20 protein-coding genes and 4 tRNA genes are annotated in these 26,412 nt (G+C 58.0%); 6 read left to right on the top strand and 18 right to left on the bottom strand.

Translation table 11 applies throughout. From position 1 onward, the window contains the following. Nucleotides 1–58: 58 nt before the first annotated feature. Together ACN0RV_RS10075 and ACN0RV_RS10070 are read right to left on the bottom strand one after the other, a co-directional pair. Nucleotides 59–1,546 carry a VWA domain-containing protein gene (locus ACN0RV_RS10075; protein ID WP_417347479.1) on the bottom strand — a complete coding sequence of 496 codons (1,488 nt, stop codon included), beginning with the start codon at nt 1,544–1,546 and terminating at the stop codon, nt 59–61. Then, nucleotides 1,543–3,174, bottom strand: coding sequence for an AAA family ATPase (locus ACN0RV_RS10070; protein WP_417347478.1), 1,632 nt, complete (start codon nt 3,172–3,174; stop codon nt 1,543–1,545). Before ACN0RV_RS10070 ends, ACN0RV_RS10075 begins: the two co-directional genes overlap by 4 nt. Before the next feature lie 149 nt (nt 3,175–3,323). Here ACN0RV_RS10070 and ACN0RV_RS10065 point away from each other — a divergent pair, with 149 nt between their 5' ends. From ACN0RV_RS10065 to dauA, 3 genes are all read left to right on the top strand, one after another. Beyond that, the gene (locus ACN0RV_RS10065; RefSeq protein WP_417347477.1) at nt 3,324–3,728 is read left to right on the top strand and encodes an SWIM zinc finger family protein; all 405 of its coding nucleotides are present in this window, start codon (nt 3,324–3,326) and stop codon (nt 3,726–3,728) included. Nucleotides 3,729–3,830: 102 nt separating this feature from the next. Then, on the top strand, nt 3,831–7,166 hold the full coding sequence (locus ACN0RV_RS10060) for an EAL domain-containing protein (RefSeq protein ID WP_417347476.1): 3,336 nt from the start codon (nt 3,831–3,833) through the stop codon (nt 7,164–7,166). Nucleotides 7,167–7,291: 125 nt separating this feature from the next. After that, the gene (dauA, locus tag ACN0RV_RS10055; protein WP_417347475.1) at nt 7,292–9,025 is read left to right on the top strand and encodes a C4-dicarboxylic acid transporter DauA; all 1,734 of its coding nucleotides are present in this window, start codon (nt 7,292–7,294) and stop codon (nt 9,023–9,025) included. Here dauA and ACN0RV_RS10050 read toward each other — a convergent pair. The 8 genes from ACN0RV_RS10050 to ACN0RV_RS10015 all read right to left on the bottom strand — a co-directional run bounded on the left by ACN0RV_RS10050 (nt 9,003) and on the right by ACN0RV_RS10015 (nt 16,767). Beyond that, nucleotides 9,003–9,845: a WYL domain-containing protein gene (locus ACN0RV_RS10050; protein WP_417347474.1), complete on the bottom strand. Its 843-nt coding sequence runs from the start codon at nt 9,843–9,845 to the stop codon at nt 9,003–9,005. The two genes, dauA and ACN0RV_RS10050, sit on opposite strands and share 23 nt — an antisense overlap. Before the next feature lie 57 nt (nt 9,846–9,902). Next, nucleotides 9,903–10,640, bottom strand: a complete 738-nt coding sequence (locus tag ACN0RV_RS10045) for a 5-oxoprolinase subunit PxpA (RefSeq protein WP_417347473.1) — start codon at nt 10,638–10,640, stop codon at nt 9,903–9,905. Then, nucleotides 10,624–11,544 carry a biotin-dependent carboxyltransferase family protein gene (locus tag ACN0RV_RS10040; protein ID WP_417347472.1) on the bottom strand — a complete coding sequence of 307 codons (921 nt, stop codon included), beginning with the start codon at nt 11,542–11,544 and terminating at the stop codon, nt 10,624–10,626. The genes ACN0RV_RS10045 and ACN0RV_RS10040 overlap by 17 nt, the downstream gene beginning before the upstream one ends. Next, nucleotides 11,541–12,185, bottom strand: coding sequence for a 5-oxoprolinase subunit PxpB (gene pxpB, locus ACN0RV_RS10035; protein WP_417347471.1), 645 nt, complete (start codon nt 12,183–12,185; stop codon nt 11,541–11,543). Before pxpB ends, ACN0RV_RS10040 begins: the two co-directional genes overlap by 4 nt. 49 nt (nt 12,186–12,234) lie before the next feature. Next, nucleotides 12,235–14,313, bottom strand: a complete 2,079-nt coding sequence (locus ACN0RV_RS10030) for a UvrD-helicase domain-containing protein (RefSeq protein WP_417347470.1) — start codon at nt 14,311–14,313, stop codon at nt 12,235–12,237. Between the two features lie 77 nt (nt 14,314–14,390). Next, complete coding sequence (gene ovoA / locus ACN0RV_RS10025) at nt 14,391–16,493, bottom strand: 5-histidylcysteine sulfoxide synthase (protein WP_417347469.1); 2,103 nt, start codon at nt 16,491–16,493, stop codon at nt 14,391–14,393. A 115-nt stretch (nt 16,494–16,608) separates the two neighbouring features. After that, nucleotides 16,609–16,685: transfer RNA gene (locus tag ACN0RV_RS10020), tRNA-Val, on the bottom strand. 5 nt (nt 16,686–16,690) lie between these two features. Beyond that, nucleotides 16,691–16,767: transfer RNA gene (locus tag ACN0RV_RS10015), tRNA-Val, on the bottom strand. A 180-nt stretch (nt 16,768–16,947) separates the two neighbouring features. Between ACN0RV_RS10015 and ACN0RV_RS10010 the strand changes: the two genes are divergently transcribed. Then, nucleotides 16,948–17,943 (top strand): 2-hydroxyacid dehydrogenase, encoded by a 996-nt coding sequence (locus ACN0RV_RS10010; RefSeq protein ID WP_417347468.1) that lies wholly within the window; start codon nt 16,948–16,950, stop codon nt 17,941–17,943. Nucleotides 17,944–17,998: 55 nt separating this feature from the next. On the opposite strand, the gene ACN0RV_RS10005 is transcribed toward ACN0RV_RS10010, so the two are convergent. The 4 genes from ACN0RV_RS10005 to ACN0RV_RS09990 form a co-directional block, all read right to left on the bottom strand. Then, nucleotides 17,999–19,243, bottom strand: coding sequence for a multiheme c-type cytochrome (locus ACN0RV_RS10005; RefSeq protein WP_417347467.1), 1,245 nt, complete (start codon nt 19,241–19,243; stop codon nt 17,999–18,001). A gap of 83 nt (nt 19,244–19,326) precedes the next feature. Continuing rightward, complete coding sequence (locus ACN0RV_RS10000; protein WP_417347466.1) at nt 19,327–19,872, bottom strand: prepilin-type N-terminal cleavage/methylation domain-containing protein; 546 nt, start codon at nt 19,870–19,872, stop codon at nt 19,327–19,329. A 146-nt stretch (nt 19,873–20,018) separates the two neighbouring features. Further along, nucleotides 20,019–20,438, bottom strand: coding sequence for an Hsp20/alpha crystallin family protein (locus ACN0RV_RS09995; RefSeq protein ID WP_417347465.1), 420 nt, complete (start codon nt 20,436–20,438; stop codon nt 20,019–20,021). 126 nt (nt 20,439–20,564) lie between these two features. Next, entirely contained in the window at nt 20,565–22,001 is a 1,437-nt protein-coding gene (locus ACN0RV_RS09990; RefSeq protein WP_417347464.1) for a PLP-dependent aminotransferase family protein, read from the bottom strand. 89 nt (nt 22,002–22,090) lie between these two features. On the opposite strand from ACN0RV_RS09990, the gene ccoG reads away from it, so the two are divergent. After that, a complete protein-coding gene (gene ccoG / locus ACN0RV_RS09985) occupies nt 22,091–23,449 on the top strand; it encodes a cytochrome c oxidase accessory protein CcoG (RefSeq protein ID WP_417347463.1) in 1,359 nt (452 codons plus the stop codon). Between the two features lie 122 nt (nt 23,450–23,571). Here ccoG and ACN0RV_RS09980 read toward each other — a convergent pair. The 3 genes from ACN0RV_RS09980 to ACN0RV_RS09970 form a co-directional block, all read right to left on the bottom strand. Further along, nucleotides 23,572–23,648, bottom strand: a tRNA-Val gene (locus ACN0RV_RS09980). A gap of 13 nt (nt 23,649–23,661) precedes the next feature. Then, nucleotides 23,662–23,738: transfer RNA gene (locus ACN0RV_RS09975), tRNA-Val, on the bottom strand. Nucleotides 23,739–23,851: 113 nt separating this feature from the next. Continuing rightward, nucleotides 23,852–25,216, bottom strand: a complete 1,365-nt coding sequence (locus ACN0RV_RS09970) for an MATE family efflux transporter (protein WP_417347462.1) — start codon at nt 25,214–25,216, stop codon at nt 23,852–23,854. A gap of 43 nt (nt 25,217–25,259) precedes the next feature. On the opposite strand from ACN0RV_RS09970, the gene ACN0RV_RS09965 reads away from it, so the two are divergent. Further along, nucleotides 25,260–25,877 carry a riboflavin synthase subunit alpha gene (locus tag ACN0RV_RS09965; RefSeq protein WP_417347461.1) on the top strand — a complete coding sequence of 206 codons (618 nt, stop codon included), beginning with the start codon at nt 25,260–25,262 and terminating at the stop codon, nt 25,875–25,877. Between the two features lie 241 nt (nt 25,878–26,118). Here ACN0RV_RS09965 and ACN0RV_RS09960 read toward each other — a convergent pair whose 3' ends face one another. Beyond that, complete coding sequence (locus ACN0RV_RS09960; RefSeq protein ID WP_417347460.1) at nt 26,119–26,325, bottom strand: CPXCG motif-containing cysteine-rich protein; 207 nt, start codon at nt 26,323–26,325, stop codon at nt 26,119–26,121. Between the last annotated feature and the right edge of the window lie 87 nt (nt 26,326–26,412).

The raw sequence follows: 26,412 nt of genomic DNA, 5'->3' as shown, positions 1-26,412 counted from the left end.
TTACCCCCTGAAAAATTTGCCGCTGATGGTACCAGAAAGCGAAATTAAATAGCAGGGCTCAGGCAGAGCCCTGAATCCCTTGGGACAATATCGCCGCCTCTGCGGAGATCCGGGTGTCTGCATCCGGGTCTCTGAGCCGTTCGGTAATGGCGCCACTCTCGCCGTCATAGTGCCACTGGCAGTCAAACAGGGACTGGTAGCGATCGTTGCCAACGATCTCGCCAATCACCACAGCATAGAAGCGATTGCCACGCTCTCGCATGGTGCACATGGCCATCTCCTGCTCGCTGGGAAGATTGGCCATCACAAAGTCAGACAGCATCACCAGATCCGCCAGCCTGAAGGCGTTCTCCTCCATCAAGTCTAACGCCGACTCCAGCGCCGGCACCACATCGGTTCCGCCGTAGAAAGATTGTCCCAAAAATCCGAGCAGGGCGGGCAGGGCGTCTCCACTGGAAAGGTTCAAGGTGGCCACCTCGGTGGAGAAGTTAATCAGGTAGCAGGGGCGCTGAGCCGTCTGGGCGGTCAGAGCCAGGTAGAGGCTGACCGCCTTGGCAACCTGTTCCGGAGCCCCCTCCATGGAGAGGCTGGTGTCCACACAGAGGATCATCGGTCCATTGTTCTCCTTAAATCGGACCGCATGTTGCTCCCACACCTCGCAGGTGACGTACTCCCGCTCCCAGCCCCGGCGATCGAAGCAGGCCAGCTGAGACTCCAGGTAACGCAAGTTAAACAGGGTATCGGCCATCTCCTCCCCGACCAGCGACAGTTCACAGGGCAGAGTGAGGGGGATGTCGCGACCACTGCGTATGCCGCTGATGGATTCGGGGGCAGGGGCATTGTCCATCAGCCTGGGCAGCTTACGTTTTACCTTTATCGGCTCCAGCCGTTCACCGAAGCTGGGCTGGCGCATCTTGCCGATGCGTTGACACAGGTCCATCACCTGGGGGTTCTCCCCCAGGTAGTCAGCCCAGCGTTTCAGCTGTTCAATATCCGTGTGCCCCTGCTGGACCGCAGAGAAGTCCACCAGTCGACCCGGATCCAGACCCAGAGGCTCGAAATGGCGACTCAACTCGCTGATCATCTTCAGCCAGGCTTTTAGCTGCTCCAGCATATCCTGGCGGAAACCGCTAAGACGCTGGATCTGCCAGCTGGCCTCCAGCCGCTCCAGTTGCTTTCGCCACTCCATCTGCATCAATTTTCGAACCAGGGTGACCCCTTCCCGCCGGGTGGTTGCCAGTTGCATCTGGCCCTGCCAGAAGCGACCGTTGTCCGGCACCCCCTCCTGGTGAAGCAGTGACTGGAACTGGAGCCACTCCTCTTTCATCGCCTGGCGGTTTTCTCCCTGAACGGCCAGCGACTGAATGGCGGCATCCAGGTTTGCCCTGTGGGGCCGGTAGGGATTCTCCTCCTCGAGTATCCGCTCCGCTTCCAACTCCAGCTTGTCCAGGGTCTGTTGCAGCCTGGCATTGAGGGTGGGGGAGGCGCACAGGACATCACCGTAGCTCTGATACAGCGACTCAGTCAGCTCGCTCTGCAGGGTCACGCCTGCTCCAGGGCCAGGATCTGGCTGCATTTCAGTGCGTGAAGCTCCATATCCGCGATCTGTGCCAGTCGCCCCTCCATGGCGTTGTTTACCTGGGCGGTTGGCACGAAGGGGGTGTCGCAGCAGCTTTGATACTGTTCCAGCTCCTGTTCGGCCAGGGTACGTGATTGCTCCAGGCGCTGCAGAGCCTGTTCAACTTTGGCGGTGACTCTGTCCACGTCGCCGCGGTTTATCTTGTCGCGGCGATCCCCCCTGTGGTGGCGAATGCCGGGCTTAAAGCTGTTGACCACCCAGGCATTGGAGTCGAAGTTGCCATTATCGTTGTAACGAATGGACATGGTGCCGTGTTCATCGAACTGGCACCGTACCAGTTCCATCTCCTTGCCCAGGGTATCCATGGGGTGGAAGGGACGGCGGGTATTCATCTGCTCCTGGTGCACATAAAAGTCCAGGTAGACCGGCTCCTTGCGTGACAGGCCATGCTCATAGGTGGCCATCGCCTTCACATAGAAGAAGCGGTTGCGATCTTTCTGACGCCGCTCCTCTTCGCCACCAAAGAAATACTGCTGGGGGTAGAATTCCACGGTGTCAAAGATGGGTTCCTGATGGAACAGCAGGGTCTGCAGTTGCTCATGCCAGAGATCAATGTCCAGGTAGAGGGACGCCAGGCCCTCCCCTTCGGCGCAGGCGACCTCAAACACCGCCTGCTCCACCAGTTGATACACCTGTTCCCGGTGATCCGGCTCCGACCACAGACAGTGGCGAAGCAGCAGGGCATCGCTGTGGTTGGTTTCACTGCGATCGTTGAAGAACGCCGATGCCTTAAGCAGTAAAGCTGCCCTCTGCCAGCGGCGATCTGACACATAGAGGCTCAGAGACTCGGAGCGTTCTTCCAACTGGCGCCTTAGATGACGGATCACCGCCAAGGTCCCGGGGCTCAGCGTCACCAGGGTCAGTTCGTTCTGCCAGTCTTGCCACTGAGACAGCGGGATGCGGCCCTCAACCTCCAGGGGAGCGCTGAGCGGTGGCTGTTGCAACAGGTGTTCAAAGTTATCCCAACGGCGGGTCGGCCCGACATTCAGTCTGATAAGAAAGCGGTCATAGAGCGCGTCCAGCCCCTGGTCATCCTGAGGGATCTCATTGGACGCAGCCATCAGTGCCATCAGCGGCACCGGTAAGGAGTGCTCTCCGTTTCTGAACAGGCGCTCGTTAATCAGAGTCAGCAAGGTGTTGAGGATGGCCGGGCTGGATTTCCAGATCTCATCGAGGAAGGCGAAACGGGCGGTGGGCAGGTAGCCGTTGATCTGGCGCAGATATCTGTCCTCCTTGAGCTCCTTCAGGGAGACCGGTCCGAACACCTCATCCGGGGTGCTGAAGCGATTCATCAGGCACTCGAAATAGTCGTCTCCCTCAAAGGCTTGGGCTATTCGTCTGGCCATCAGACTCTTGGCGGTTCCCGGGGGACCATAGAGGAAGCTGTTCTGTCCGGTCAGTGCGCCCAGCAGAGCCACGGCAAGGGTTTCCTCCCGTTCCTGCAGGCCGACCACCAACTGGTCGATAAGGGCTTGAATCTGTGATTGTCTGGCATTACCCATGGGGCTCTCCGCCTGGTCAACTCTTTTTACCATACTACCTCCGCCGGGCTTCGCCACTGAGTGTGGGGGCTTTAAGTTGTGAAAAGCGTCACCCTTAGCCTGACCTGGATTCAATTTTCTCCCCGGGTGGTGATTCTTTTCTGGCCTTTTATGGATTAAGCTCCGGAAAAAGGGAGAGTTTTATGGACCTGAATACATTGACCCTATTGGCCGGGGAACGCAGTACCACCCGTGGCCTCAATTACTTCAATGAGGGTAGGGTGGGCAGCCTGACCATCAGCGGCGATCAGGTGGTGGCTCTGGTCGAGGGGCGGGAGCCCTATTCGGTGACTCTGACCATCACTGAATCGACACTGGAGGGGGAGTGCTCCTGTCCCGCTTCAGGGCACAGCGAGTTCTGTAAACACTGTGTCGCCGTTGCCCTGGCCTGGGAACATGAGAAACGTGCGCCCAACTGGCTGGTCAGTCATTTGAAGCGGCTGAAGAAGGAGCAACTTATCGAACATCTGGTGAGACAAATCATGGCCGATGAGGACCTGGCCAACAAGTGGCAGCGCCGCATCACCACAACCAAGCTAAAGAAATAATTACATTCCCTTTTCAGTTTTTATTCAGATCGGTTTTAAATTGTCGCTGGGATGCGCCTTTAGTAGTGTATGGGCAGAATAACAAGAATGAAGGATGCTCAGTTGCCGATATCCCACCGTTTCGGGGAGCGCCAATCCCACTTGGTGCCTGTTGCCATGCGCTGGCTCGCCGGGTTGCTGCTGCTGAGCCTCTCTCTCTGGGTCAGTGCCGACGAAGCGGAATCTCTGCAGGCGCAGAAGATGGAGGCGGTGGCCGAGCAGTTGCAACAGCGAATCAACGGCAAGCGCTACCTGCTTGACGCCGTGGGCCAACTGGTTAGATCCAATCCCGAGATATCCCAACAGCAGTTCGAGCGTGCCGCAGCGGATCTGATGGCCAATCACCAGGATGTGATCGCGGTGCAGTTGGCCCGCGGCTCGGTGATCTCCCATGTTTATCCCCTTTATGGCAATGAAGCGACTTTGGGGCACGATCTGCTGGAAGACCCGCAGCGGCGAGGCCCAATCCAACGCGCCCTTAACGCCAATCAGTCCACTCTGGCCGGTCCCTACCTGCTGAGACAGGGGGGATTGGGCCTGGTAATCCGTTTACCCATTTTTCTGGATCAGGGACAAACCCAGCTTTGGGGTCTAGCCATAGTGGTGCTGGACTGGAATCCCATCGCCGCGCAGGTGGGGTTATCCGACGAAGAGGGGGCGATGCACTATGGCATAAGAAGCCTGCAGAAAGATCCCGCTGCGGTGAGCCTGGGGGACAGTCTGCTGTTCAGTTCCCCTGAAGCGGTGATCAAGGTGCTTCAGTTGCCCAACGCCCAGTGGCAGTTGGCCCTGAAGGCGGAGAGTAACGGGGAGGTTACCGATGGGCTTACCATATTGCTCTCTCTGTTTGCCGGTTTCGGCTTGCTGTTCGGCTTGTTGGCGATGATCTGGCGTCACAGACACAGCTGGCATGCCCCGGCCACACTTTCCGGAGCCCTGATTGCGGTCAGTGTGGCCGCGGTGATCGGATACCATCAGATTGAAAATCGTAATGACCGGCTTCAGGCAGTCAGAGCGGCGGACCACCTTCGCCAGCTGATTTACGAGAGGGTTCAGGATAATCAGAACTACCTGTTCCTGCTCAGTCAGGAGTATCGCCGTGACCAGCTGGACCTGTTGCAGTTTGCCCTGCGCGGTGGCCGTTTTGTCCAGGACCACCCTGAACTGTTAAACCTCAATTGGGTTAGCCGGGATCTGGTCATCGAGGAGGTCACTCCCCGAAAGGACAATGCTCAGATCCTGGGACTGACCATCAGCCTGGATGCGCCTCTGGAAGCGGCCCTGCAGGCCAGGGACAGTCGCAGCCCGGCACACACCAGGTTGTTTAAGAACATTCAGGGCAAGTATTCCTTCGAGACCTGGTATCCGGTCTATAAGGGCAATGAGTTTCATGGGCTTATCGCCGCAGTGTATGACGTTGACCGTCTGGTAGAGGCGGTGGTGCCTGATGCACTGAAGAGCCGTTATCTGATGGCGATCTCCTATGGCCAGGACAATCCGGTCAACGGCCAGGGGGTCGGGCGAGAGCTGGTGGTGCCTGGACATGGCACCCGCCTCTATCTGCAGCCAAAAAATAACTCCCTGAGCCGGGAAAGCCTATTGATGCTGGTTGCCAGCTTTACCCTGGGGTGTGTGCTCTTCTTCGGCATTCGGGTGCTGCAGAGAACCAACCTCAGCCTGTCAAGGCGATTTGATGAGGCAAAAAGCGCCCGGGATGCCCTGTTCCGGGAAAAGGAGTACTCCCAGATCACCCTGAGCTCCATCGCCGACGGTGTCATCACCCTGGACCGCAAGGGACGAATTCAGAGCCTGAATGAACCGGCCAGGCGCCTGCTTGAGGGCAGTGTCGGCACCATTGAGCAGACGCCCCTTCCCCAGCTGTTGCCCCTGGAGCAGTCTCAGGGGGAGCACGCATTGCAACCTCTTATTGCCCGTGTTCTCCTGGGCGAACCCGGTGGCCAACTCTATGGCAGTATCCGCAGACGCGGGGAGCGGCTCTACCTCAACATCAGTGCCAGTTGCATCCTGGTCAATGGTGAGGTGGAGGGTGCCGTGGTGGTGATCCACGATGTCACCGAACTCAATCGCCTGACCGAGGAGCTGGAATACCGGGTGTGTCATGATCCCCTGACCGGCCTCATCAACCGCACCGAGTTTGAAAAGCGTTGCCTGGCGGCGACAGGGAATGGCCAGCACTTCCTGATTTACCTGGACCTGGATCAGTTCAAACTGGTTAACGATACTTGTGGCCATCTGGCCGGCGACAAACTGCTGACAGAGCTGGCTGCGCTGCTGCAAGGCGTTATTCACCCCGGTGATACCCTGGCGAGGCTGGGAGGCGACGAGTTTGGTGTCCTCCTGGCCCATTGCAACTCGGCAGAGGCCCAGGCCAGGGCCGAGCGCATTCGCATTACGGTCAAAGAGTTTCGCTTTGTTCTCGAAGACAAGATCTTCGAGCTGGGGTGCAGCATCGGCCTGGCGGAGCTGCACCCGGATCTGGGGGACTACAACGCCACCCTGGCCAAGGCGGATTTGGCCTGCTACATCGCCAAGGATCTCGGACGCAACCGAATCCACCTGTTTACCAGCGACGATGCCCAGACGACCGCCAGAGAGGGGGAGCTGTCGTGGGCCGCTCAGCTCAACACCGCACTGGAGCAGGGGCGGTTCCAGCTTTATCATCAGCCCATGGTCGCCATCGGCAGTCAGTCCAACGGCAAAACCAATTTCGAAGTGCTGTTGCGCATGGTCGGGCCCAAGGGGGAAAGCATCCCTCCCGGCGCCTTTATGCCGGCGGCAGAGCGCTTTCATATGGTGACCGCGTTGGACAGGTACGTGGTGGAGCACACGCTGCAGTTTCTCGAGCGCAGACCGCAAGTACTGGCAGACCTTGGCATCTGCTCCATCAACCTGTCCGGTCAGTCGGTGGGGGACAGTGCCTTTGTGGACTACCTGTGCCTGAGGCTGGCCAACTCCCCCATTCAGCCGAGCCAGCTTTGCTTCGAGATCACCGAAACCGCCGCCATCGCCAACCTGCACAAGGCCCGCGAGTTTATCGAGCGCTTGAGGTCAAAAGGGGTGAACTTCGCCCTGGATGACTTTGGCTCCGGCATGTCCTCTTTCGGCTACCTTAAGGCGCTGCCGGTGAACTTCCTGAAGATCGATGGCAACTTCGTACGGAACATTGATGAGGATCCTCAGGATCGGGCTTTCGTAGAGGCAATTCAGAAAATCAGCGCCGCCATGGGGATGGCCACGGTGGCCGAGTGTGTGGAAAACCCCCACACCATAGGGCTGCTGGCGGAGATTGGGGTGAACTATGGCCAGGGCTATGGTATCGCCATGCCCCGCCCCCTGTCCGAGCTCAAGCTCAGAAGCGGTCAACCCCTGCCGGCCTGAACTGGGTGACCACCGCCCCATAACTCCAAAAAACGAGATCAGCCTCCCAGAATGGGGTTGGTCTCAACCATTACACTAATGGGCCTTCCGGAATCCGTCGATTCCTGCCAACTGGAACTCCCTGAGTGAAATATCGTCCACACCTCTTCTCGTTGAGACTGGGGCATGCGCTCCGTGCTTCCTGTCTCAATGATGCCTATGGTCGTCCACAGCTGATGCGGGACGTCACCGCCGGCTTAACCGTCGGTGTCATTGCGCTGCCTCTCTCCATGGCACTGGCCATCGCCAGTGGTGTGGCTCCCCAACATGGCCTGTATACGGCGATGATCGCCGGTGTCCTGATTGCCCTGACCGGGGGCAGCCGCTTCAGTGTTTCCGGGCCTACCGCAGCCTTCGTGGTACTGCTGTTACCCATCGCTCAACAATATGGCCTGGGAGGCCTATTGATGGCCACCATGCTCTCTGGCCTGGTCCTGGTGAGCATGGCGCTACTGAGGCTTGGACGCCTGGTGCAGTATGTGCCACCGGCAGTGACCCTGGGTTTCACCTCGGGCATCGCCCTGGTGATTGCGGTGATGCAGTTTAAAGACCTTCTTGGCCTGAGTGCGCCAGGGGATCTGCCCGGTGCGTTGTCACAAGGGGCGTGGCTGCTGAGTGCCGTGGCTGAGACCCACTGGCCCACCGCCTTGCTGGGCTTGGGAACGCTGGGGCTGCTGTTGCTGTGGCCCAGGCTCGGCCTGCGCTTTCCGCCGCACCTGCCAGTGCTGGCTTTGGCGGCTGTGGTGGCATGGTGGCTGCAGCAGCAGGGGATAGCGGTTGATACTCTGGGCAGCCGTTTTCAATACACCCTGGCTGAAGGAGGTGTGGGGCAGGGGATCCCTCCCTATCTGCCGAGCCTGATCTGGCCCTGGCAACAGCCTGGAGCGGATGGTAACCCCATAGGCCTCAGCTGGACACTGCTGGGGGATCTGCTGCCTTCGGCTTTTGCCATCGCCATGTTAGGCGCCATTGAGTCTCTGCTGTGTGCCATGGTGGTGGACGGCATGACTGCAACCCGCCACAGCGCTAACAGTGAACTGCTGGGCCAGGGGCTGGGTAATTTGGTGGCACCCCTGTTCGGGGGCATTCCCGCCACCGCCGCCATCGCCCGCTCTGCGGCCAATGTCAAAAGTGGTGCGGTGAGCCCCATATCCGCGGTGGTGCACTCCTTGGTGGTGCTGGCGTCTGTGGTATTGCTGGCCGATCTGCTGGCCTGGATCCCCATGGCGGCCATGGCGGCTCTGCTGCTGACCGTTGCCTGGAACATGAGTGAGGCCCCCAAGGCGCTGCGTCTGCTCAGGCGCGCCCCCCTGGGTGATCAGCTGGTGTTGTTGCTTTGCCTGGTGATGACCGTTGCTTTTGACATGGTTATCGCCATCGCCGCGGGTATGGTCATGGCCAGTCTGCTGTTTATGGGCGAGTTGGCCAGGATGACCAAACTCAAGGATCTGGATGGCCACAGCCGACTGCTGCCCGAAGCGGTACCGGACGGGTGGCGGGTACTCAAGGTGAATGGCCCACTGTTTTTCGCTGCCGCTGACCGTATCTTTGCTGAGATAGCCGTGGAAACCGCCGGTGCTCAGGGGGTGATCCTCTATATGAGCAGCGTACCGGTATTGGATGCGGGCGGCTTGTCTGCCTTAGAGCGTTGGCTGGAGGTGTGCGAACAGCTCGGCACCAAGGTGGTGATCAGTGACCTTCAGTTTCAGCCGCTGAAAACCCTGAGCCGGGCAGGGGTCGAGCCCATACCCGGCAGGCTCACCTTTGTGCCTGAGTTGACCGCCGCACTGGAGCTCGCTAACAGCGGGCAGTGTCGCTGACCACCAACAGCTGACTGGCGGGGTCAAACCCCTGGATTGGGGTGGAGATCTGCAATCGACGCAGGTGGTAATCCATCAAGGCCCTGCGACAGGTCAGGGTGAGCTGGTCACCGTCCATGCCGTAGTCGATGGCGATCACTTCCCTCTGAGCGTCGCTGAACTGGGGATTGGGTATCAGAGTGACCTTGACCCACTGGTTCCAGTGACTGTCCTGTTCCTGGGTGTGATCGCTGGGATAGAGCAGTTTGGGCAGCCCCCGGATTCGGCTCAGCACCAGATCCAGGTAGCGTTCCTGCTGTTCACAGTACCCCCTCAGGTGCCAGCGATAGCCGTCATGAACCAGGGTGTGGGGGACAAACACCCGTTCGCTGATCGCACCAGTGGCGATGGAGGCGTACATCAGCTTAACCCTGGTCGCACTGCGGGCCGCGGTCAGCAGTTGGCGCACGACCCCGGGGTCTACCTGACGTTGAGGGGGGACCACCAGCTCGGTGTCGGCACTGCGGATCTCCAGCAGCTCGAACCCGCTCTGTTCCAGCTGTTTCTGTTGCATCAGCAGCTGCAGATATTCAGCGAAATCTCCCTGGCTGAACCTGGGCTTGAAGTAGGGGCTTGGTTTGTACCCCTTTAGCCTGGTGTCGTACTTCAACGCGGTAGGCGCCAGACTCAGGTAATGATTGATGTCTCTGCTGGCTTGCTGACGGCCTATGCCAAAGGTCTGGCACAGATGGCGGGTGGTCAATCTTCCCTCCCAGAGGGCGACGATCTCGATATGTCGAAATCTCAGCTGCTGATCCCACTTGATGTTGCTTCTGTCCATTCCAATCTGCCGGGCTAGAGTCGATGATGTGACTATAAAGGCGACAGATGGACGAAATCAATATTGTGGCAGAGAAAAACCTAGTTCTGTCAGGTGATTGTGCACAAACCGGGCTCGTTCCAGGGCGTTTGGGCTGTCGCCGTGAAGGCAGAGGCTGTCCACCTGTATGCTGTGCTCGCTGCCGTCCTGGCCCACGACTCTCTGTTCCAGTGCCAGTCCGGTAAGCTGGTCCCTGACCGCGTCTGTTCCTTCAAGAAGGGCATTAGGATCGCTCCTTGGCACCAGGGCACCTCCGTGAAGGTAGCGTCGGTCGAGAAACCCCTCTCTGATGACGGCCAGCTCAACCTCTGTAGCCAGAGACAGCATGGGAGACCCTGCCAACCCCATCAGGGCAGCATGGGGCACCACGCTCTTGATCGCCTGACAGATCAGTGTCGCCAGGGCGCGGTCATTGACCGCCTGGTTATAGAGCGCCCCGTGGGGCTTGACGTACGCCAGTTCAGCGTCCCGCTGTCGGCAGATGGCATCGAGCCGGGCCAACTGCTCGCAGAGATTGTCCAGCAGCAACTCGGGCTCCATCGCCAGAGCCTTTCGACCGAAGTTGTCAGGGTCCGGATAGCCGGGGTGGGCGCCGATGCGCACGCCACGGGCCAGGCAGGCCTCAACTGTCCGCTCCATGATGGCCTTGCTGCCCGCGTGTCCGCCACAGGCGATACTGGCTGAACTGACCCATTGCAGAAGCTGCTGGTCAAAGGGAAACCCCTCTCCGATGTCGACGTTAAGATCCAGTTCCATAGAGGCCTCGCTTGATCTGGTAGCGGTAACCCTGGTAGCGCCGCTGAGCCAGCTGTGCTTGATCCAGGGTGCAGGGGCACAGAGTGATTTCGCTGCCTGGTGGCGCCTGGGCCAGGTCATCCAGGTCTGGTTGCAGCAGATAGCCAAGGACAGGGTAGCCCCCTGTGGTTTGACAGCCGCGGGTCAGCACTATGGGCTGGCCGTCCGGCGGCAGTTGAATGGCGCCGGGAAACACCGGTTTGGTGATGGCTTCCTGGGCACAGTGGTATGGCTGGTTGCCGTTCAGTCTTATTCCCATACGACTGACGGAGCGAGACACCACCAGGTGCATTGAGGGTGCCTGGTCTTCCCGGGCTGGCAGATACCTGAGCCGGGTATTGTGGGGATGCTGGGCTATCCCCTCAACCCTTGGAAGGGGGGCAGCCTGGTCCCCTAGTGGCAAGCGCTCCCCCCGTTGCAGCGGCCTGGTGGGCAGTTTGGTGCGATCCAGGTCCGGATCGGTGCTGCAGCTGTTCATCAGGGGGGGCAGGTCGACCCCTCCGCGCAGCGCCAGGTAGCCATAGACGCCCTCGCCAGTGGGCGACAGCACCAGGGTGTCTCCATTCTCGAAGGGGTAGCGCCACCCCGCAAACAATCGGTACTCCTCCCCCTTGCGGAGCAGCCGTCCGCGGTGAGCCATACCGCAATAGGCAAAATAGCCCGCCCGTTCGAAGCTCAGGGTCAGACTGCCCGGACCGATTTCCAGCGCTGCCAGGGGGGATGGATTACCACAGAGCCAGTTGGCGGACTCATAAGCCAACTGATCCATGGCGCCTTGCCAGCTGACACCCAGGTGGCGGTGCCCTAAACGACCCAGGTCCTGCAGAGTCACCGGACCGGCCAGGGCGTCTATCACTATGCTCATGATTCTCCTACGGGGTGGAAGCGCACCAGATCGCCAGGTTGAAGCAAGCTGGGCGAGCTTGAGTAGGGATCAAACAGGGTAAGGTCACAGCGACCGATGAGGTGCCATCCCCCCGGGGATTCACTCGGGTAGAGTGCGCTTTGACCGCCGGCGATCGCCAGGCTGCCTGCCGGCACCCGCACTCTCGGCGTGTCTCTTCTGGGCAGATGCAGGGCTTGCGGCAGGCCTTCAAGGTAGGCAAAGCCAGGGAGGAATCCAAGCCAGGCAACTGTATAGCGAGCGCTGCTGTGTAGGGCGACCACCTGATCGCAGCTGAGCCCGCAGCTGTCGGCGACCTGCTGCAGATCGTCCCCATCATAGTGAACGGGGAGGGTGTGCAGGCGGGGTTTAGGCCTGGAGTGGGTGGATTGTTGCCAATGGGATTGCAGTTTGGTTCGCAACTGGGCGAGATCGACGTCCAGGGCCAGCCACAGGCTGACAGTGTTGCCTGCGTAGAGGGCATCGAGGACACCGGGCCACAGTCGGGCGGCATTGGCCAGAGAGGCCAGCTGGGCCCCTTTAACCGGAGATGTCGGTGTGCACTCGATAAGCTGCTCACCGGCCTGCAACAGATGCAACTGGGGTAGGGAGTCTGGGGCCATCACCGCTCCAACTGAGGAAACTCTCTTACCTTTAAACTAACAGTGCGCGTCAGGTGTGTCCATGAGGTTGCTTGTTGGTCACGGCGCTTAGAAGGTGCTGAATCTCTTTGGCAAAAGGGCTGGGGTTAGCTCTATTGACGCTCAGGTAAACCTGCTCGCTGGCCCGCGTCATCGCCCGGTACAGCAGTCTTCTCTCCTCGGCAAAGGGGAACTGGTCCCTTGTTGGCAGCATGGCATCCAGGGCGGGATGGGGTTTGCTGTCCCGGGGAAAGGTATCTTTGGCTAAACCCAGTATCACCACACACTGGCAACTCAGGTGTTTGCAACAGGCCAGGGTGGACCTGAGTAAGGGCGTATCCGGCACCAACTCCTGCAAGGCGGTCAACTCCTCTTGGCTGGGCAACTGATCATTATCGGGAGCCACCAGGGCCAGAGACCAGCCAGGCTTGGCGCGTCTGGCCACACTTCGAACCACCGCGGAGAGAGGCAACCTGTCATCCACCATGGAGACACTGGAGTAGGGCTGAATGATTAAGCTGGTGACCCGTTTGCTGAGCTGAGCCGGATTTCGGCTGATGAACGCGGTGCCCAACAGGTTCAGATTACTGTTGAGGGTGAAACTCATATCCAGAACCGTTCTGCTGTGGGGGCCGAAATGGGTCCCAAACTCCAGCAGCTGGTTCAGTTCCGCGCCCTGACGTCGTCCGCAGCTCTGCCAGTCGTCCCCAAGAGCAAACAGGGAGTCCGATTTGGGCCTCATCGCCTGCAGCAGCTGAGCGTGGGCTAGGGAGATCTGTTGCAGATCATCCACCATCAGGTGTTTCCAGTGAAGCTGGGTGTTCGGACGTTTTAGCAGCCTGACCGCATCGACCAGCAACTGGTCGCGGTCGCTCTCGCCCCCGAGGCGCAGGGTTCGGTGATACGCCTCCATCAGGGTCGTCAGCAGAGGCTGCCAGTGCACCAGGTCAGGGTGTTGCAGACTCCAGAGTCTGACTTTATGACGCCGGTAGGCGGGCAACAGCTCACACAGCAGATTAAGCAGTCGGGTAAAGGCGCCCAGGCTTTGCCAGTACAGAAGCCGTTTCTCCGGCTCCAAACCGGCCAGCACCAGCTGTCGATACCTTTGTACTGCGGGTTTGCCGCCACTGAGGGCCGCATCTTTCATCAGCAGGCTGATGATCAGCTCCCGGCCCTCTGGACGGGATAACAGTTCGGTGACCTGCTGTTTCAGCCAGCTCCTGAGTTGATCCGGCTCTGAGGATAGGGGGCTGAGCTTGGGGACGGTTTGAGTTCGGCGATGGACAAGGCGCAGGGCCAGAGCCTGGAAGTGAAGGACGGTAATGCGCTCGGCGCCTTTTCCCAGGTGCTTGGTCAACAGGCGTTTCAGGCGCTCAACATCCGCAGCATCGTGCGCCAGCACCAGCATCTCTTCCGGGGCGGCCAGGCCACTGGCTGCCAGGTAGGCGATGCGTCCTGCCAACACGGTACTCTTACCCGTGCCAGCCGCGCCCAGAACCAGGTTCACGTCATCGTGGGTGACGCAGGCCAGTCTCTGGGCGTTGGTCAGAGGGGCCGCGGCCAGGGTGTCAAATAATTGCCTGTGGCGTTTAAGTTGCTGTTGCAGCTGATGTTGCCGCAACCTGGCCAGGGTTTGTGGCGAGTCTTCAGACAGGCTGCGAATCAGTTTAAGACTTTTGCGATGCTCTGGAGGCAGGTCCGAGGGGGCCAGATTTCCCAAGCCTGCTTGGATTCCTCTCCTGGAGAGGGTCACCAATCGTTGCCAGCGACCATGGGACAAGTATTTTTGTCGCAACTCTTCCGAGGCAACCCGGGCAATGGCACTGAGTTGGCCTCGTTGCCAGCCTAACCAGTGAGCTCTGGCCTGCTCCGCCCATGGGGGCGCCCCCTCTTTGGGTAACCATCTCAGGGTGTGCGGAGGCTCTGAAGGCAGCGTCAGCTTGGTGAACAGCCAACCGGGCTCTTCAAAGGGCGGGGCGCCCAGGTCGGACCAGAGAAGCAGGAAACTGCGGCGTCCCTCCTTAACCTCAACGCCTTTGGGAGTCAGATTAAGGCTCAAGTGTTGGGTGGCCAGGAGCCTCCCTGTGTGGGAGCGTTGCAGCAGCGTCATCAAGGTACAGCAAAAATCTTGGAGGGCGGGGATTACACACTAAAAGTGGTTGTGGGTGCAATCCCCAATTGGACCTTTTACTCCTTTTTACGCCACAGGGTCATTTCGGAGATCGTATGTTGGTGTTTTCTCAAGGTTTCCCGAATGACGAAAGGCACCTGATGAGTCTCTATCAGGGCGAAAGTGCTGCCGAGGCGCTCCTTCAGGGCGTCCAGGGTGGAGTAACTCTCTCCATCTTTTTTAAAGCCGCCAAACCAGTTTTCCCTGGGGGTAAACTCCTCCAGCCAGGTATAGGGAGACACCAGCACCAGCAGTCCACCCGGGTTAAGTCGATCGCCGATCAGATCCAGGAAACGCGAGGGCTCAGTCAGCCGATCCAACAGATTGGACGCCAACACCAGATCGTAGCCGCTGAACTGGGGCTTGAGGTTACAGGCATCGCCCTGAACGAAATTGAGGCTGAGGCTTTGTCCTTCGAGGTCGAGGCCCGCCAGTGTCACCGTCCTGTATTCCACCAGCTCCCCCTCTACCGGCACCGCAAAACGCTTTTCGCCTTGCTGGAGCAGTTCGTAGGCGTGCTGAATGAAACGGGCGGAGAAATCGATGCCATCGACGTGGTCAAAATGTCGTGCCAGCTCAAAGGCGGCACGTCCCACCGAACAACCGATGTCCAATGCCTTTTGGGTGTGATCTAGGTGGGGGCGAAGCAGGCTGACCAGTTGCTTGGGGAAGTTCTTTACGCCGAAATACTCGGCACCATAGTGAAACTCCAGATACTGGCTGACCAGGGCGTCTGTTTCATAGGTATTGGTGTATCGGGTGTCCGCCAGTTTCTGGTGTGACACCAGGTATCGAAAGCCGGCATGCTGGTAGAAGTGGCGCCGGAATGCGTATCTGGAGTCTGCCAGGGCTTCGTTGCCGGTGGAGATCCACGAGCCGCCTTTCATCAGGTTGTGCTTGCCATCGAAGGTCGGGGTGGAGAAGTCGTCATACAGGGGGTGAACACTGAAGCCGGAGAAACCGTTGATTGGGGTTTCCGTCCACTGCCATACGTTACCCACCACATCGTTTACCCCCTGATGATCGAATTGGTCCACCGGGCAGGAGGAGGCCCAGTGCGCCAACATCAGATTGCCGGGCACTTCGTGCCAATGGGGGTTGTTATCCTCAACCCGACGGCGAAGCAACTGCCATTCGGATTCCGTTGGCAGTCTTACCGGACTCTGGGTGGCGGCGGCTTTCCAATTGCAGAAGGCCTTTGCTTCCAACTGGTTTACCTCCACCGGCCAGTTCAGCGGCAGCGGGATCTCTTCGGTGAGGTTACGCTGGTACCAGCGATCCCCATCTCGGCGCCAGAATCTGGGGTGCATGGCCCTGGTGTAAGCCAGCCAGGCCTGGCCCTCATCGCTCCAGAATTTCGCGCGACTGTATCCGTCAGCATCAACAAACTCCTTAAACTCCTGGTTGGACACCAGGTATTGGGAGACCTGAAAGTGGTCGACCTGGTGCTGGAAAACGCCGAACTCATTGTCCCAGCCATAGGTATCCCGGCTGTCATCGCGCCCCAGCGTCACCAGGTCGCCATCAATCTCCACCAACTGGTTGGCAGGAGCCGGGCCGCTGTGGGGGCATCCGGGCCAGTCCGGGTGGTTTCTGACCTCCTCCAGGGGTAACTGGCGGATGATCACCGAAGAGGTTTCCAAATGGATGCGTTCATGCTCTATCCCCATCAAAATCACCCAGGCGGGCTGGTCCTGGGTAATGGGCAGGGACAGCGGCATGGTATCGATCACCTGGTTGACCCGGGCAAACACCGAATCCCGGTAGTCCCGAACCTGGTCCACTGAGGGCCAGTGGTAGTTGGCTTCGTCCAGATCGTCCCAGGACATCTCATCCACGCCCACGGCAAACATGGACTCAAACTCCGGGTTGATGCGCGAGTCAATGATCCCGGCCAGCTTGAGCTTGTTGATGAAAAAGGTGGCGGTATGGCCAAAGTAGAAGATCAGCGGATGACGCAGGGGCTCGGCTTTCAGGTAGTAGGCCTGGTCGTCAGCTATCACTTCGAACAGCTTTTCGTAGAGGCGCCAGGTGTTGGCAAAATACTCTTTTAACTGCTGTCTTTTGAGCTTGCTGTCGTTGCCTGAAAGGGAGAGAGTCTGCGCATTCCTTTGAATCATTTGGCCATCCTTTGAATAAACGGAGTTGAGCACAGTGTAGACAACAGAGGATGACACCCCTGTGTCACCAGGGGATATACGCAAAAGCCCGCCAAAGAGGCGGGCTTTTTTTATGTGGTGCGTCTGAGTGGACTCGAACCACCGACTTCCACCATGTCAAGGTGACACTCTAACCAACTGAGTTACAGACGCAGGATTGGTACACCTGAGTGGACTCGAACCACCGACCCCCACCATGTCAAGGTGGTGCTCTAACCAACTGAGCTACAGGTGTATAAGTCAAATACTGACCAGGCAGCACTGAACGGGTCGTAATACTAAAGAGAGCAGGGTAGCATGGCAAGCAAAATTCCCGCTGAAAGGGCTGACCGGCTATTCCCTGCCCAAAAAGGAGTGGCGTGTCCGGTTCATAACCCAACTAAGCTGTATTTATGTTTCTGCGAGGAGAATCACCATGACCAAAGCACGGATCGCCGTGTTCAGCAGCAAGTCCTACGATCGCCATTCCATGGACGCTGCGAATGAGAAGTATGGCTTTGAGCTGGATTACTACAAGACTCAGCTGACCGCTTCTACTGCCAAGCTGGTGGAGGGTTACGATGCCATCTCCTGTTTCGTCAACGACATCGTGGATACCTCCGTACTGGAGCAGTTGGACAAATCCGGCATCAAGATGATCGCCCTGCGTTGCGCCGGATTCAACAACGTTGATCTGGAAGAAGCCAAGCGCCGGGGTTTCGTGGTGAGCCGGGTACCCGGCTACTCTCCTGAGTCCGTGGCCGAACATGCGGTGGCCATGATGCTGTGCCTGAACCGCAAGTTGCATAAGGCATACTCCCGTATTCGTGAACACAACTTTAACCTGGAAGGGTTGCTGGGCTTCAACCTGGGCAGCAAGACCGTTGGTGTCATCGGTACCGGTAAGATTGGCCTGGCCACCATGAAAGCCCTGAGTGGGTTCGGTTGTAAGCTGTTGTGCCACGACCCCTATGTGAACCCGGAAGCGGAAAAGCTGGGCACCTATGTGGATCTGGACACCCTCTACGCCCAAAGCGACATCATCACGCTGCACTGTCCTCTGACCGAGGACAGCCACCACCTGATCAACCGCGATGCCTTCAACAAGATGAAGGAGGGCGTCATGCTGATCAACACCTCCCGGGGCGCCCTGGTGAACGCGTCTGATGCCATCGAATCCCTGAAAAGCGGTCGTCTCGGTTACCTGGGGCTGGACGTATATGAACTGGAAGGGGACCTCTTCTTCCGGGATCTGTCCGGACAGGTTATCCACGATGATGTCTTCGGTTTGCTGCTGAGCTACCCCAATGTGCTGGTGACTGGCCACCAGGGGTACTTCACCGACCTGGCCCTGAGCCAGATTGCCGACACCACCCTGGGCAACATCAAGGCCTACCAGAAGGGTGAAAAGACCGGTAACGAGATCTACTGATCTTCGTTTGAGACCCGATTAGAAAAGGCGCCTTGCGGCGCCTTTTTCATCTTGGTCAGCGTTTAGCCTGTGCCGTATGGGCGCGGCGCATCTCTTCCGCCTTCTCTTTGATCTCCTGCAGATCTCGAACCATCTCGCTCCAGCCATACCACAGGGCGTAATCGGGATTGGCGTGGAACGCCCCCTGGAAGGCACGCATCCTGTGTTTCAGGTGCATCTCAAACAGGGTCTGCTCGATGCTGCTCGGCGCATCATGGAAGGTCAGCAGATCCGGGAAGGGGTAGGCGTAACTCTCTGGCTTTTTCAGCACGCCATCCTTGTAGAGTGCGGCAATCTCCCTTATCGCTTCTGCCATCAGGTGGTCCAGATCCCGGATGAGGTTGTCCGCTTTCTCCAGTTCGGCCTTGGCAAAGTTCTCCGAGTGGCAGTCACTGCAGACCTGGATCATCTTGTTGCGTTCGGCATCAAAGGACGCCTTGTCCAGTCGAGCCACATCGGCCGCCTTGATCACCTCCAGCCTGGCGGTGGGGTTGCCCTCCATATCCAGTACGCCCAGTGCCTGAAGCAGGGTTACCTGATCCGCCTTCCACTGTGGGTCTTCGGAGAGCGGCAAGCGCACGGCCAAAAAGCCCCAGGCGGTTCTCACTTCGTGGTTGCCGTCCACCATATGGCAGGTTTGACAGGTGGGCGCCTTGGCGGTCTTGGGCAAGGTGCCGTTCTGTGCAAGCAGATACCGGACACCGTGCTTGGAGGAGGACCACATCTCCCACTGGGGGTGATCGAACCCCATGTGACAGGTCTGGCAGGCCTGGGGCTCCCTGGCCTCTTTCACTGAGAAGCTGTGCCTGGTGTGGCAGGCGTCACAGGAGGCGTGGCCAAACTTACTGCCTGCCTGCTTCAGGGCCTCAATCTCTTCGTCACTCTTGAGTCCCAATTTGTGACAGCCGGTGCAGCCCTTCATCCCCTCATTCAGGGCCATGGGCAGGGCGTGGGTGGTGGGCATTGCCTGCACCGCGGCCCAGGAGAGGGCGTGTTTGCCCTTGGAGAACTCTTCCAGACGTTCGCTGTGGCAGGCGCCACAGGTCTCTGCGGTAATGGTCACCAGATTGTCTACATCGTCGGCACTCTTATGATCGCCGTCGTGACAGGTATCGCAACCGATGTCATTGGCGTGATGCTTACTGGACTTCCAGTCCTCGACGATGGCGGGAGAGATCTTGGTGTGACAGGACTCACAGGTCTCCTCGGAGAAGGCGAGGGGAGCGGCAAGCAAGAGTGGAACCAAAAACAGGGCGCGCATGGCAGTCTCCTTGAGCCGGGCAAACTCCATAGAGCTTAGCCCAGCCCCTGAAAACTGTGGGGTTATTTAAAGGGATATATCTCTTAGCCGTTGGAGTAGCGACTCATGCGAAAACTGGTTTCACCTGTGCTCAGGGTGTAGGTCAGGGTGGGCAGGTCGACACCGGCTTCATTCTTCTCCCCCACATAGATGTAATAACACAGGCCTGGACCGTACCAGTACTTGATAGGCTTGGAGGTGTCACCGTCAAAAGAGCCGTTCAATGCTGGACGGCTGCTGAGGTCGCTATCCAGAAGCGATTCCCAAAGTTCTCCGCAGTTCGCGCCACTCAACGTCCCATTAAAGTTGGTACCCGCCGGGTAGCCCTGCTCATTACTGTCCACCTTGCCGTCACCAAAGGTGCTCAGGTCAGTGACTGCCCCCTGTTGTCCGTGGGAAAGCCAGGCGCTGTGATACAGCTTGATGCCGGAACGAAAGGCACCGAACGCGCCTTGATAGACACCGCTGTGGGCCTCTGAGGAGAGCGACAGGAAACGGGGCAGTGCCACGACGGCAAGGGTAGCCAACAGCACCAGTACGACCACGAGCTCAATCAGGGTGAATCCCCTGTAACGATTAGCAATCATCATAGAATTTCCGTATTAGAATCATTGCTCTAACAATATCGCAGGCGAGTATATCAGCAGTTTGAGAGGAGACAAAATAGAGAGGGCCGCAAAAGCGACCCTTTTTGGGTACAGGTCTTCACGACCTGTTATGACAGCGTCGAATCGGCTCAATGGATCTCAACCCGGTCCTGCACAGGCGCCTTGGGCTCGACCTTAGGCAGCGTCAGCTTAAGGACACCGTTGTCGAAATGGGCATGGATCTGTTCGGCATTGAGGCTGTCGCCAACTTCAATGTTGCGTACAAATACCCCTTCATGGCGCTCTTTACGGATAAAGTGCTTCTCTTTGGTTTCGCTCGCTTCGCTTCTACGAGCCTCGATGCGCAGCACACCGTTGGCCAGGGTAATAGAGAGATCCTCCTTGTTTACACCAGGAAGGTCGGCACTCAGCAGGTACTTGTCCTCCTCTTCGACGATGTCAATTCTGGGCAGTCCCATGGAAACAGCGGAATGCTCCTCATCCTGGGAGCGTCTGCGGTCCATCAGAGGCCAGAAATCGAACAATGAATCACGGGGAAACAGGTTCACAATGTCCTCCTTTCACTCCTTGGGACACCAGAGCGTATCGTCACCGGTGCCCCTGCTATTCCTCATTTAAATTTTACTCCCCGGGGGCGATCTGGTGCACGGAATGTGCGCTTTAAGTGATCTGGATCAACCGCGGCGCCCTCCGGCCACCAGGGTTTTGGCCAGGGTTGAAATCGCCTGGCGGCGAAACCCGGTCACCGGCTGGGAGAAGCTCAGTCGCAGGCAGTGATCAAACCTATTTGTGGTGGAAAACAACGAACCGGGGGTGATGACAATCTTTTGCTGCAGCAGAGGGCGGTAAGCGGTCTTGGTGTCTATGCCCGGAGGAAGCTGTAACCACAATGCCAGGCCGCCTTCGGGTTTGGTGGTGGTGTAATCTCCCTGCCAACTGAGCTGCAAGCTTTCCAGCAACTGATCACGATTGCGGGCCAGTTTTTGCCTCATGGCCATCAGGTGACGTTTGTAATGGCCTTCTGCCAGGTAGCTGGTTAACCCTTCCTGGACCGCCTGGCTGCCAGATAGCTGGTTGATCAACTTTAGTTGGACTATGCGGCTGTGAAGCTGTCCACCGCTGATCCACCCCAACCTCAGATCCCGTGACAGCGATTTGGAGAAGGAACCACACAGAATCACCTTACCCTGGGTGTCGAATCGCTTTAACGGCTCGGCCTGAAGATGAAATCCCAGATCGCCATAGATGTCATCTTCGATGATGGTCAGAGGGTACCTTTGGGTCAGGGCCACCAGCCGCTTCTGTTCCTCTGAGGGCAGGGCTGCCCCGGTCGGGGTGGCATAACTGGGCGTGACCACACACACCTTGACCTGCCAGCGTTTGATGGCTGCCTCCAGATCCTCTGCCTGGATACCAATTTCGGGGCTGGCCGGCAACTCCACCACCCGCAGCCCCAGTTGCTGCAAAAGCTGTAACACCCCGTAAAAAGCCGGGCTCTCGACCGCCACGGTATCCCCGGGCTGACAGCAGGCCATTAACGCGAGAAACAGGCTGTTCTGACACCCGGAGGTCAGGGCGATCTGTTCCACCCCCAGTGCGCAGTTTCTGCTTCGGTAGCGGGCCGCCAGTTGCTCCCTCAAGGCCGGCAGCCCTTCGGGATCGCCATAGTAGGCTGCCTTACGGGAGGGTTGTTGACGTAGGGCCCGGCTCAGATGTCGATTTAGCAGCAACAGATGCTGGTCCGGCGCCTCAACCGGCGCCCAGGGGCAAAGATCGAATGCGGCGCTGCGGGCCATGATCTCCTGGAACAGCAGGGGCACATTCACTTCACTGGGTGCGGCTTCAGCCGGTTTGGCCGCCGGCTTGGGGCCGGGCTTTCTCAGCGCCACAAAATAGCCGGAGCGTGATCGCGCTTCGATAAGACCGGCCGCCTCCAGGGTATGGAGCGCCTTCTGTACGGAGATCTTTGCCAGACCATGTTGCTGGCTCAGACTGCGGATGGAGGGAAGGCGCTCTCCGGGTTGCCACAGCCCCTGTTGGATCTGCTGGTTGAGGAAAGACGCCAGTTGTTGGTAGCGAAATTGGGCCATGGAGACGACTCGAAAAAACATCTGTACCTATTTTAAAATATATTTTTGTATCTACCAATGACAGATGCGCTCTTTAAACTGAGTCCGCGTTTCGCCATTGGAGAGAGACAGTGTCTTCAGCCAGCCAGGACCCCAACCTGATATTCACAACAGCCACATCGGGGAAAATCTACATACGAGAGCAGTTTGGCCGATTTCAAAGGGTCAGACGTCGCCTGAACCTGATGCTGGTCGGTGTGTTCTTGCTGTTGCCTTTGTTGCCTTACCAGGGGCGTCAGGCCATTTTGATCGACCTGAACAGGCAACGTTTCGATCTGTTTGGTGTATCGCTGTTTCCTCAAGACCTGCTGATCGTCGCCTTTCTGTTTATCCTGGCGGCCTTCCTGCTGTTTCTGGTGACCAAACTCTATGGCCGGGTGTGGTGTGGTTACGCCTGTCCTCAAACCGTCTGGACATTGATGTTCAACTGGATAGAGAGGCGCATCGAGGGCAGCCACAACCACAGCCGTTCTCTGGACAAAAGCAGCTGGGGCCTGGTCAAGGCAGTCAAAAAGTCTGCCAAGCACCTCGCCTGGCTATTGCTGTCGCTGATGACCGCCCTGGGCTTTATGGGTTACTTCGTGCCAGTCAATCAACTCTATGTTGGCTTCTTCACCTGGGAGAACTCCGCCCTGGTTCAGGCCTGGGTGCTGTTTTTCACTTTCTGTACTTACATCAATGCAGGCTGGCTCCGGGAACAGGTCTGCCAGCATATCTGTCCCTATGCCAGGTTTCAGTCGGTGATGTTTGACGACACCACCACTCTGGTCAGCTATGACGCAGCGCGTGGTGAGGGCAGGGGGCCACGAAAGCGGGGCAGCAAGCCCTCCGGGATGGGCGATTGTGTGGACTGCAGCCTCTGTATTCAGGTGTGCCCTGTCGGCATCGACATCCGTCAGGGGCTTCAATACGAATGCATCAACTGTGGTCTGTGTGTGGATGCTTGCGACCAGACCATGGACAGGTTTGGCTACGCGCGTGGGCTCATCGATTATGTATCGAAGAAACGCAGGACGTTGGGGGTGGCCGGTTACCTGGGGTATTCCGTCGCCACCCTGGTTACCCTGATGGTGATCCTGGCCTGGGGCAACAACCGCACCAGCTTCGAGGTCAATGTGCTCAGAGATCGTCAAGCGCTTTACCGAATTAACGACGAGGGCTGGGTGGAAAACACCTACAGATTCAAGATGCTCAACAAGTCTCAGGAGTCGCGCACCTACGCGGTGATCGTCCAGGGTTTCTATGGACTGAGCATAGCCGGGGACGCGCACTTTACTCTGGCGCCTGGTGAGCATCAGACCCAGGTGCTCACCGTGGCGCTGACCCAGGAAGCGGATCAGTGGGAGACCCCGATACGCTTTGTGGTGGTGGACGTAGAGACAGGAGAGCACCTGTTCCGACCCTCAACCTTTTATGCTGAGCGAGGGTAGGGCCGGCCAGTTCCTATCCTTGGTAAAATTTTCAGCAGGGCCACTCATTGTGAGTGGTCTTTTTTATTGGCAGATTCAAGACACAAAAAAGCCCGCTCTGAATGAGCGGGCTTTTTGCGATATGGTGCGTCCGAGTAGACTCGAACTACCGACCCCCACCATGTCAAGGTGGTGCTCTAACCAACTGAGCTACGGACGCATAATCTAAAATGTGGTGCGTCTGAGTGGACTCGAACCACCGACTTCCACCATGTCAAGGTGACACTCTAACCAACTGAGTTACAGACGCATATCGCTGTGCGATGCGCTAAATACTAGGGCTTGCGAGAAGCGATGACAAGGCCCGGTTGCAGTTAACGCGTTTGTTTGGCTAAAGATTGCCCTTGCCGGGGCGCTTTTTGATCAGCCTGCTGACTCTTGAGCCAGTGCCAGCCGTCTCTGAACCCCTTTGAGTCGAATCTTTAACATCAGGGCCGCGGCGGACAGACCGGCGATAAATCCGATCCAGAAGCCGGCGGCGCCCATGGCCGGCACCAGCCAGTCGGTCAGCCCCAACACGATTCCGGTGGTGAGGCCGATACCCCAGTAGGACACCAGGGAGATCCACAGTAGCGCCGTGGTGTCCTTATAGCCCCTCAGGGTCGCGGCAGTTACTACCTGTACCGTATCGGACAACTGATAGATGGCACAGAGCAGCATCAACTGCCCGGCCAGGATCAGTACCTCAGAGTCCGTGGTGTAGAGCAATGCAATCTGTTCCCGGAACAGCACCGTGGCCAGGGCGGTGATCACCGCGATGCCCAACCCCATCATCAGACCAATGCGTGCCACCATGGCCGCGATGTCAAACTCCTTTCGACCCAGGTAGTAGCCCACCCGGATGGTCAGAGCCATGCCTAAGGCAAGGGGCAGCATGAAGATAAGCCCGGAGAAGTTGGCCGCGACCTGGTGTCCGGCAACGATTACCGGTCCCAGGGGCGCGATGGCTACGGCCACCACAGCAAACAGGGTCACCTCGAAAAACAGCGCCAGGGCGATGGGCAGGCCTAGTTTAACCACGGCACCCTGCAGAGACAGGTTAACCCTCTTCCAGCCCTGAAACAGTTGGTACTCACTAAAACGTTTGGTGACCAGCAGATAGAGAGCCATGGCCAGGAACATGCCCCAGAACACCAGGGCAGTGGCGACGCCACAGCCGGCACCACCCATGGCGGGCATACCAAAGTGGCCATAGATAAAGATGTAGTTGGCTGGAATGTTGATGGCCAGCCCCACAAATCCGATGACCATTGAGGGCAGGGTCCAGGACAGTCCCTCGGTGAAATTCCTTAGCACCTGGAACAGCAAAAACGGCGGTGCCCCCCACAAAACGACGGTCAGGTAGCCCCGACTGAGTTCAAACAGCTGCGGATCCAGGTCCATTTGTGCCAAAATCCACTCCGCCTGGGTAAAAATGGCCATGGCCAGTAGGCCACAAACCACCGCCAGGTAGATCCCCTGATGAATCAGCGGCCGTATTTTACGTTCTTGCCGGGCACCATGATGATGGGACACCATAGGGGTCAGGGCCATCAGGATGCCAGCGAAGAACAGGATGGTCGGTAACCAGATGCTGGTACCGACGGCAACGGCGGCCATGTCTGTGGCGCTGACCCGGCCGGCCATCACCGTATCGATGAATCCCATCATGGTCTGGGCGACCTGGGCGGCGAGAACCGGCAGGGCCAGGCGAATTAGGCTTTTGGCCTGATAGAGGCGACTGTGCATATAGGGCGTAAGGTCCGATACTACGAAAAATTGTTGGAGTTGTATGTTTACTGGAATTGTTCAAACCACGGCGAAGGTAGCGTCCATTACTGAAAGGGACAAACTGCGAACTTTTGAGGTGGCGATTCCGCCCCAGTACCGGGAGAATCTGCAGGTTGGTGCCAGCGTGGCCCATAACGGGGTGTGCCTGACCGTGACAGAACTGGCTGATGATAGAGTCTTTTTCGATGTAATGGAAGAGACCCTTAAGGTCACCAATCTCGGGGATCTTCAAGCCGGCGATATGGTTAACCTGGAGCGCTCCCTGGTGTTCGGTAAAGAGGTGGGAGGGCACGTTGTCTCCGGCCATGTTCACACCCAGGCAAGCATCACCAGAATCGAGCGCACAGACACCAACTGCGTCATGAGCCTGGCAGTGGAGCCGTGCTGGATGAAGTACATCCTGCACAAGGGGTTTGTGGCCATCGATGGCTGCAGCCTGACCGTAGGCGCCACTCGGGAAGACGGCTTTGATATTCATCTGATTCCGGAAACCCTGAACATCACCACCCTGGGAGAGCGCAAAGAGGGCGATCGCCTTAATATCGAGATCGATAGCCAGACCCAGGCGATTGTCGACACCGTTGAGCGCGTCCTGGCGCAAAAGGGGCTTACTGAATAGGGACTGTTGGGCTTTTGTGGAGAGAGTTTGGCCGTGAATAACGGCATCCAATCAAGAAGTTCGAGCGATGGCATAGTGGTTCTACGTCAAGATCGTACGACGCCGAGTGGTTGCCGTTAGGCCGGCCCCGAAGGGCATCCCTTAACACCTGGATAAAATGCGATTAGGATCATCCTTTAGACGCACAATTGATCTTTAGGGCAACTTTTCCGCAAAACTATCCACCAAGGGTCAACAGTCTCTAATAGAACTGCTCGTCATCGCTGTCCACATAGAGCTTTAACTGCTGCTTCTGCTCATCAATGGCGAGATGCAGGTGGATGGCGTTGCAGCAGGCCTGACAATCCTCGTAATAGTCCTGCTCTCCGCCGCTGGCATCCACTGCCACGGCGGTATCGTTGCCACAATGGGGGCAGCGAATACTCTGATAGAAGGCATCGGTTCTCATAACGACGCTCCTCATTTAATGGCCTGTTTTAAGTGTAAGTTAGCATCCTCTCTTTTACCTTGAACGCCAGCTGATCAAATAGCAGGT

This window comes from Ferrimonas sp. (assembly GCF_048263965.1).
GTDB lineage: Bacteria > Pseudomonadota > Gammaproteobacteria > Enterobacterales > Shewanellaceae > Ferrimonas.
Note: the sequence above shows the minus strand (reverse complement) of the source record. Positions and strands in the feature narration are given on the sequence as shown.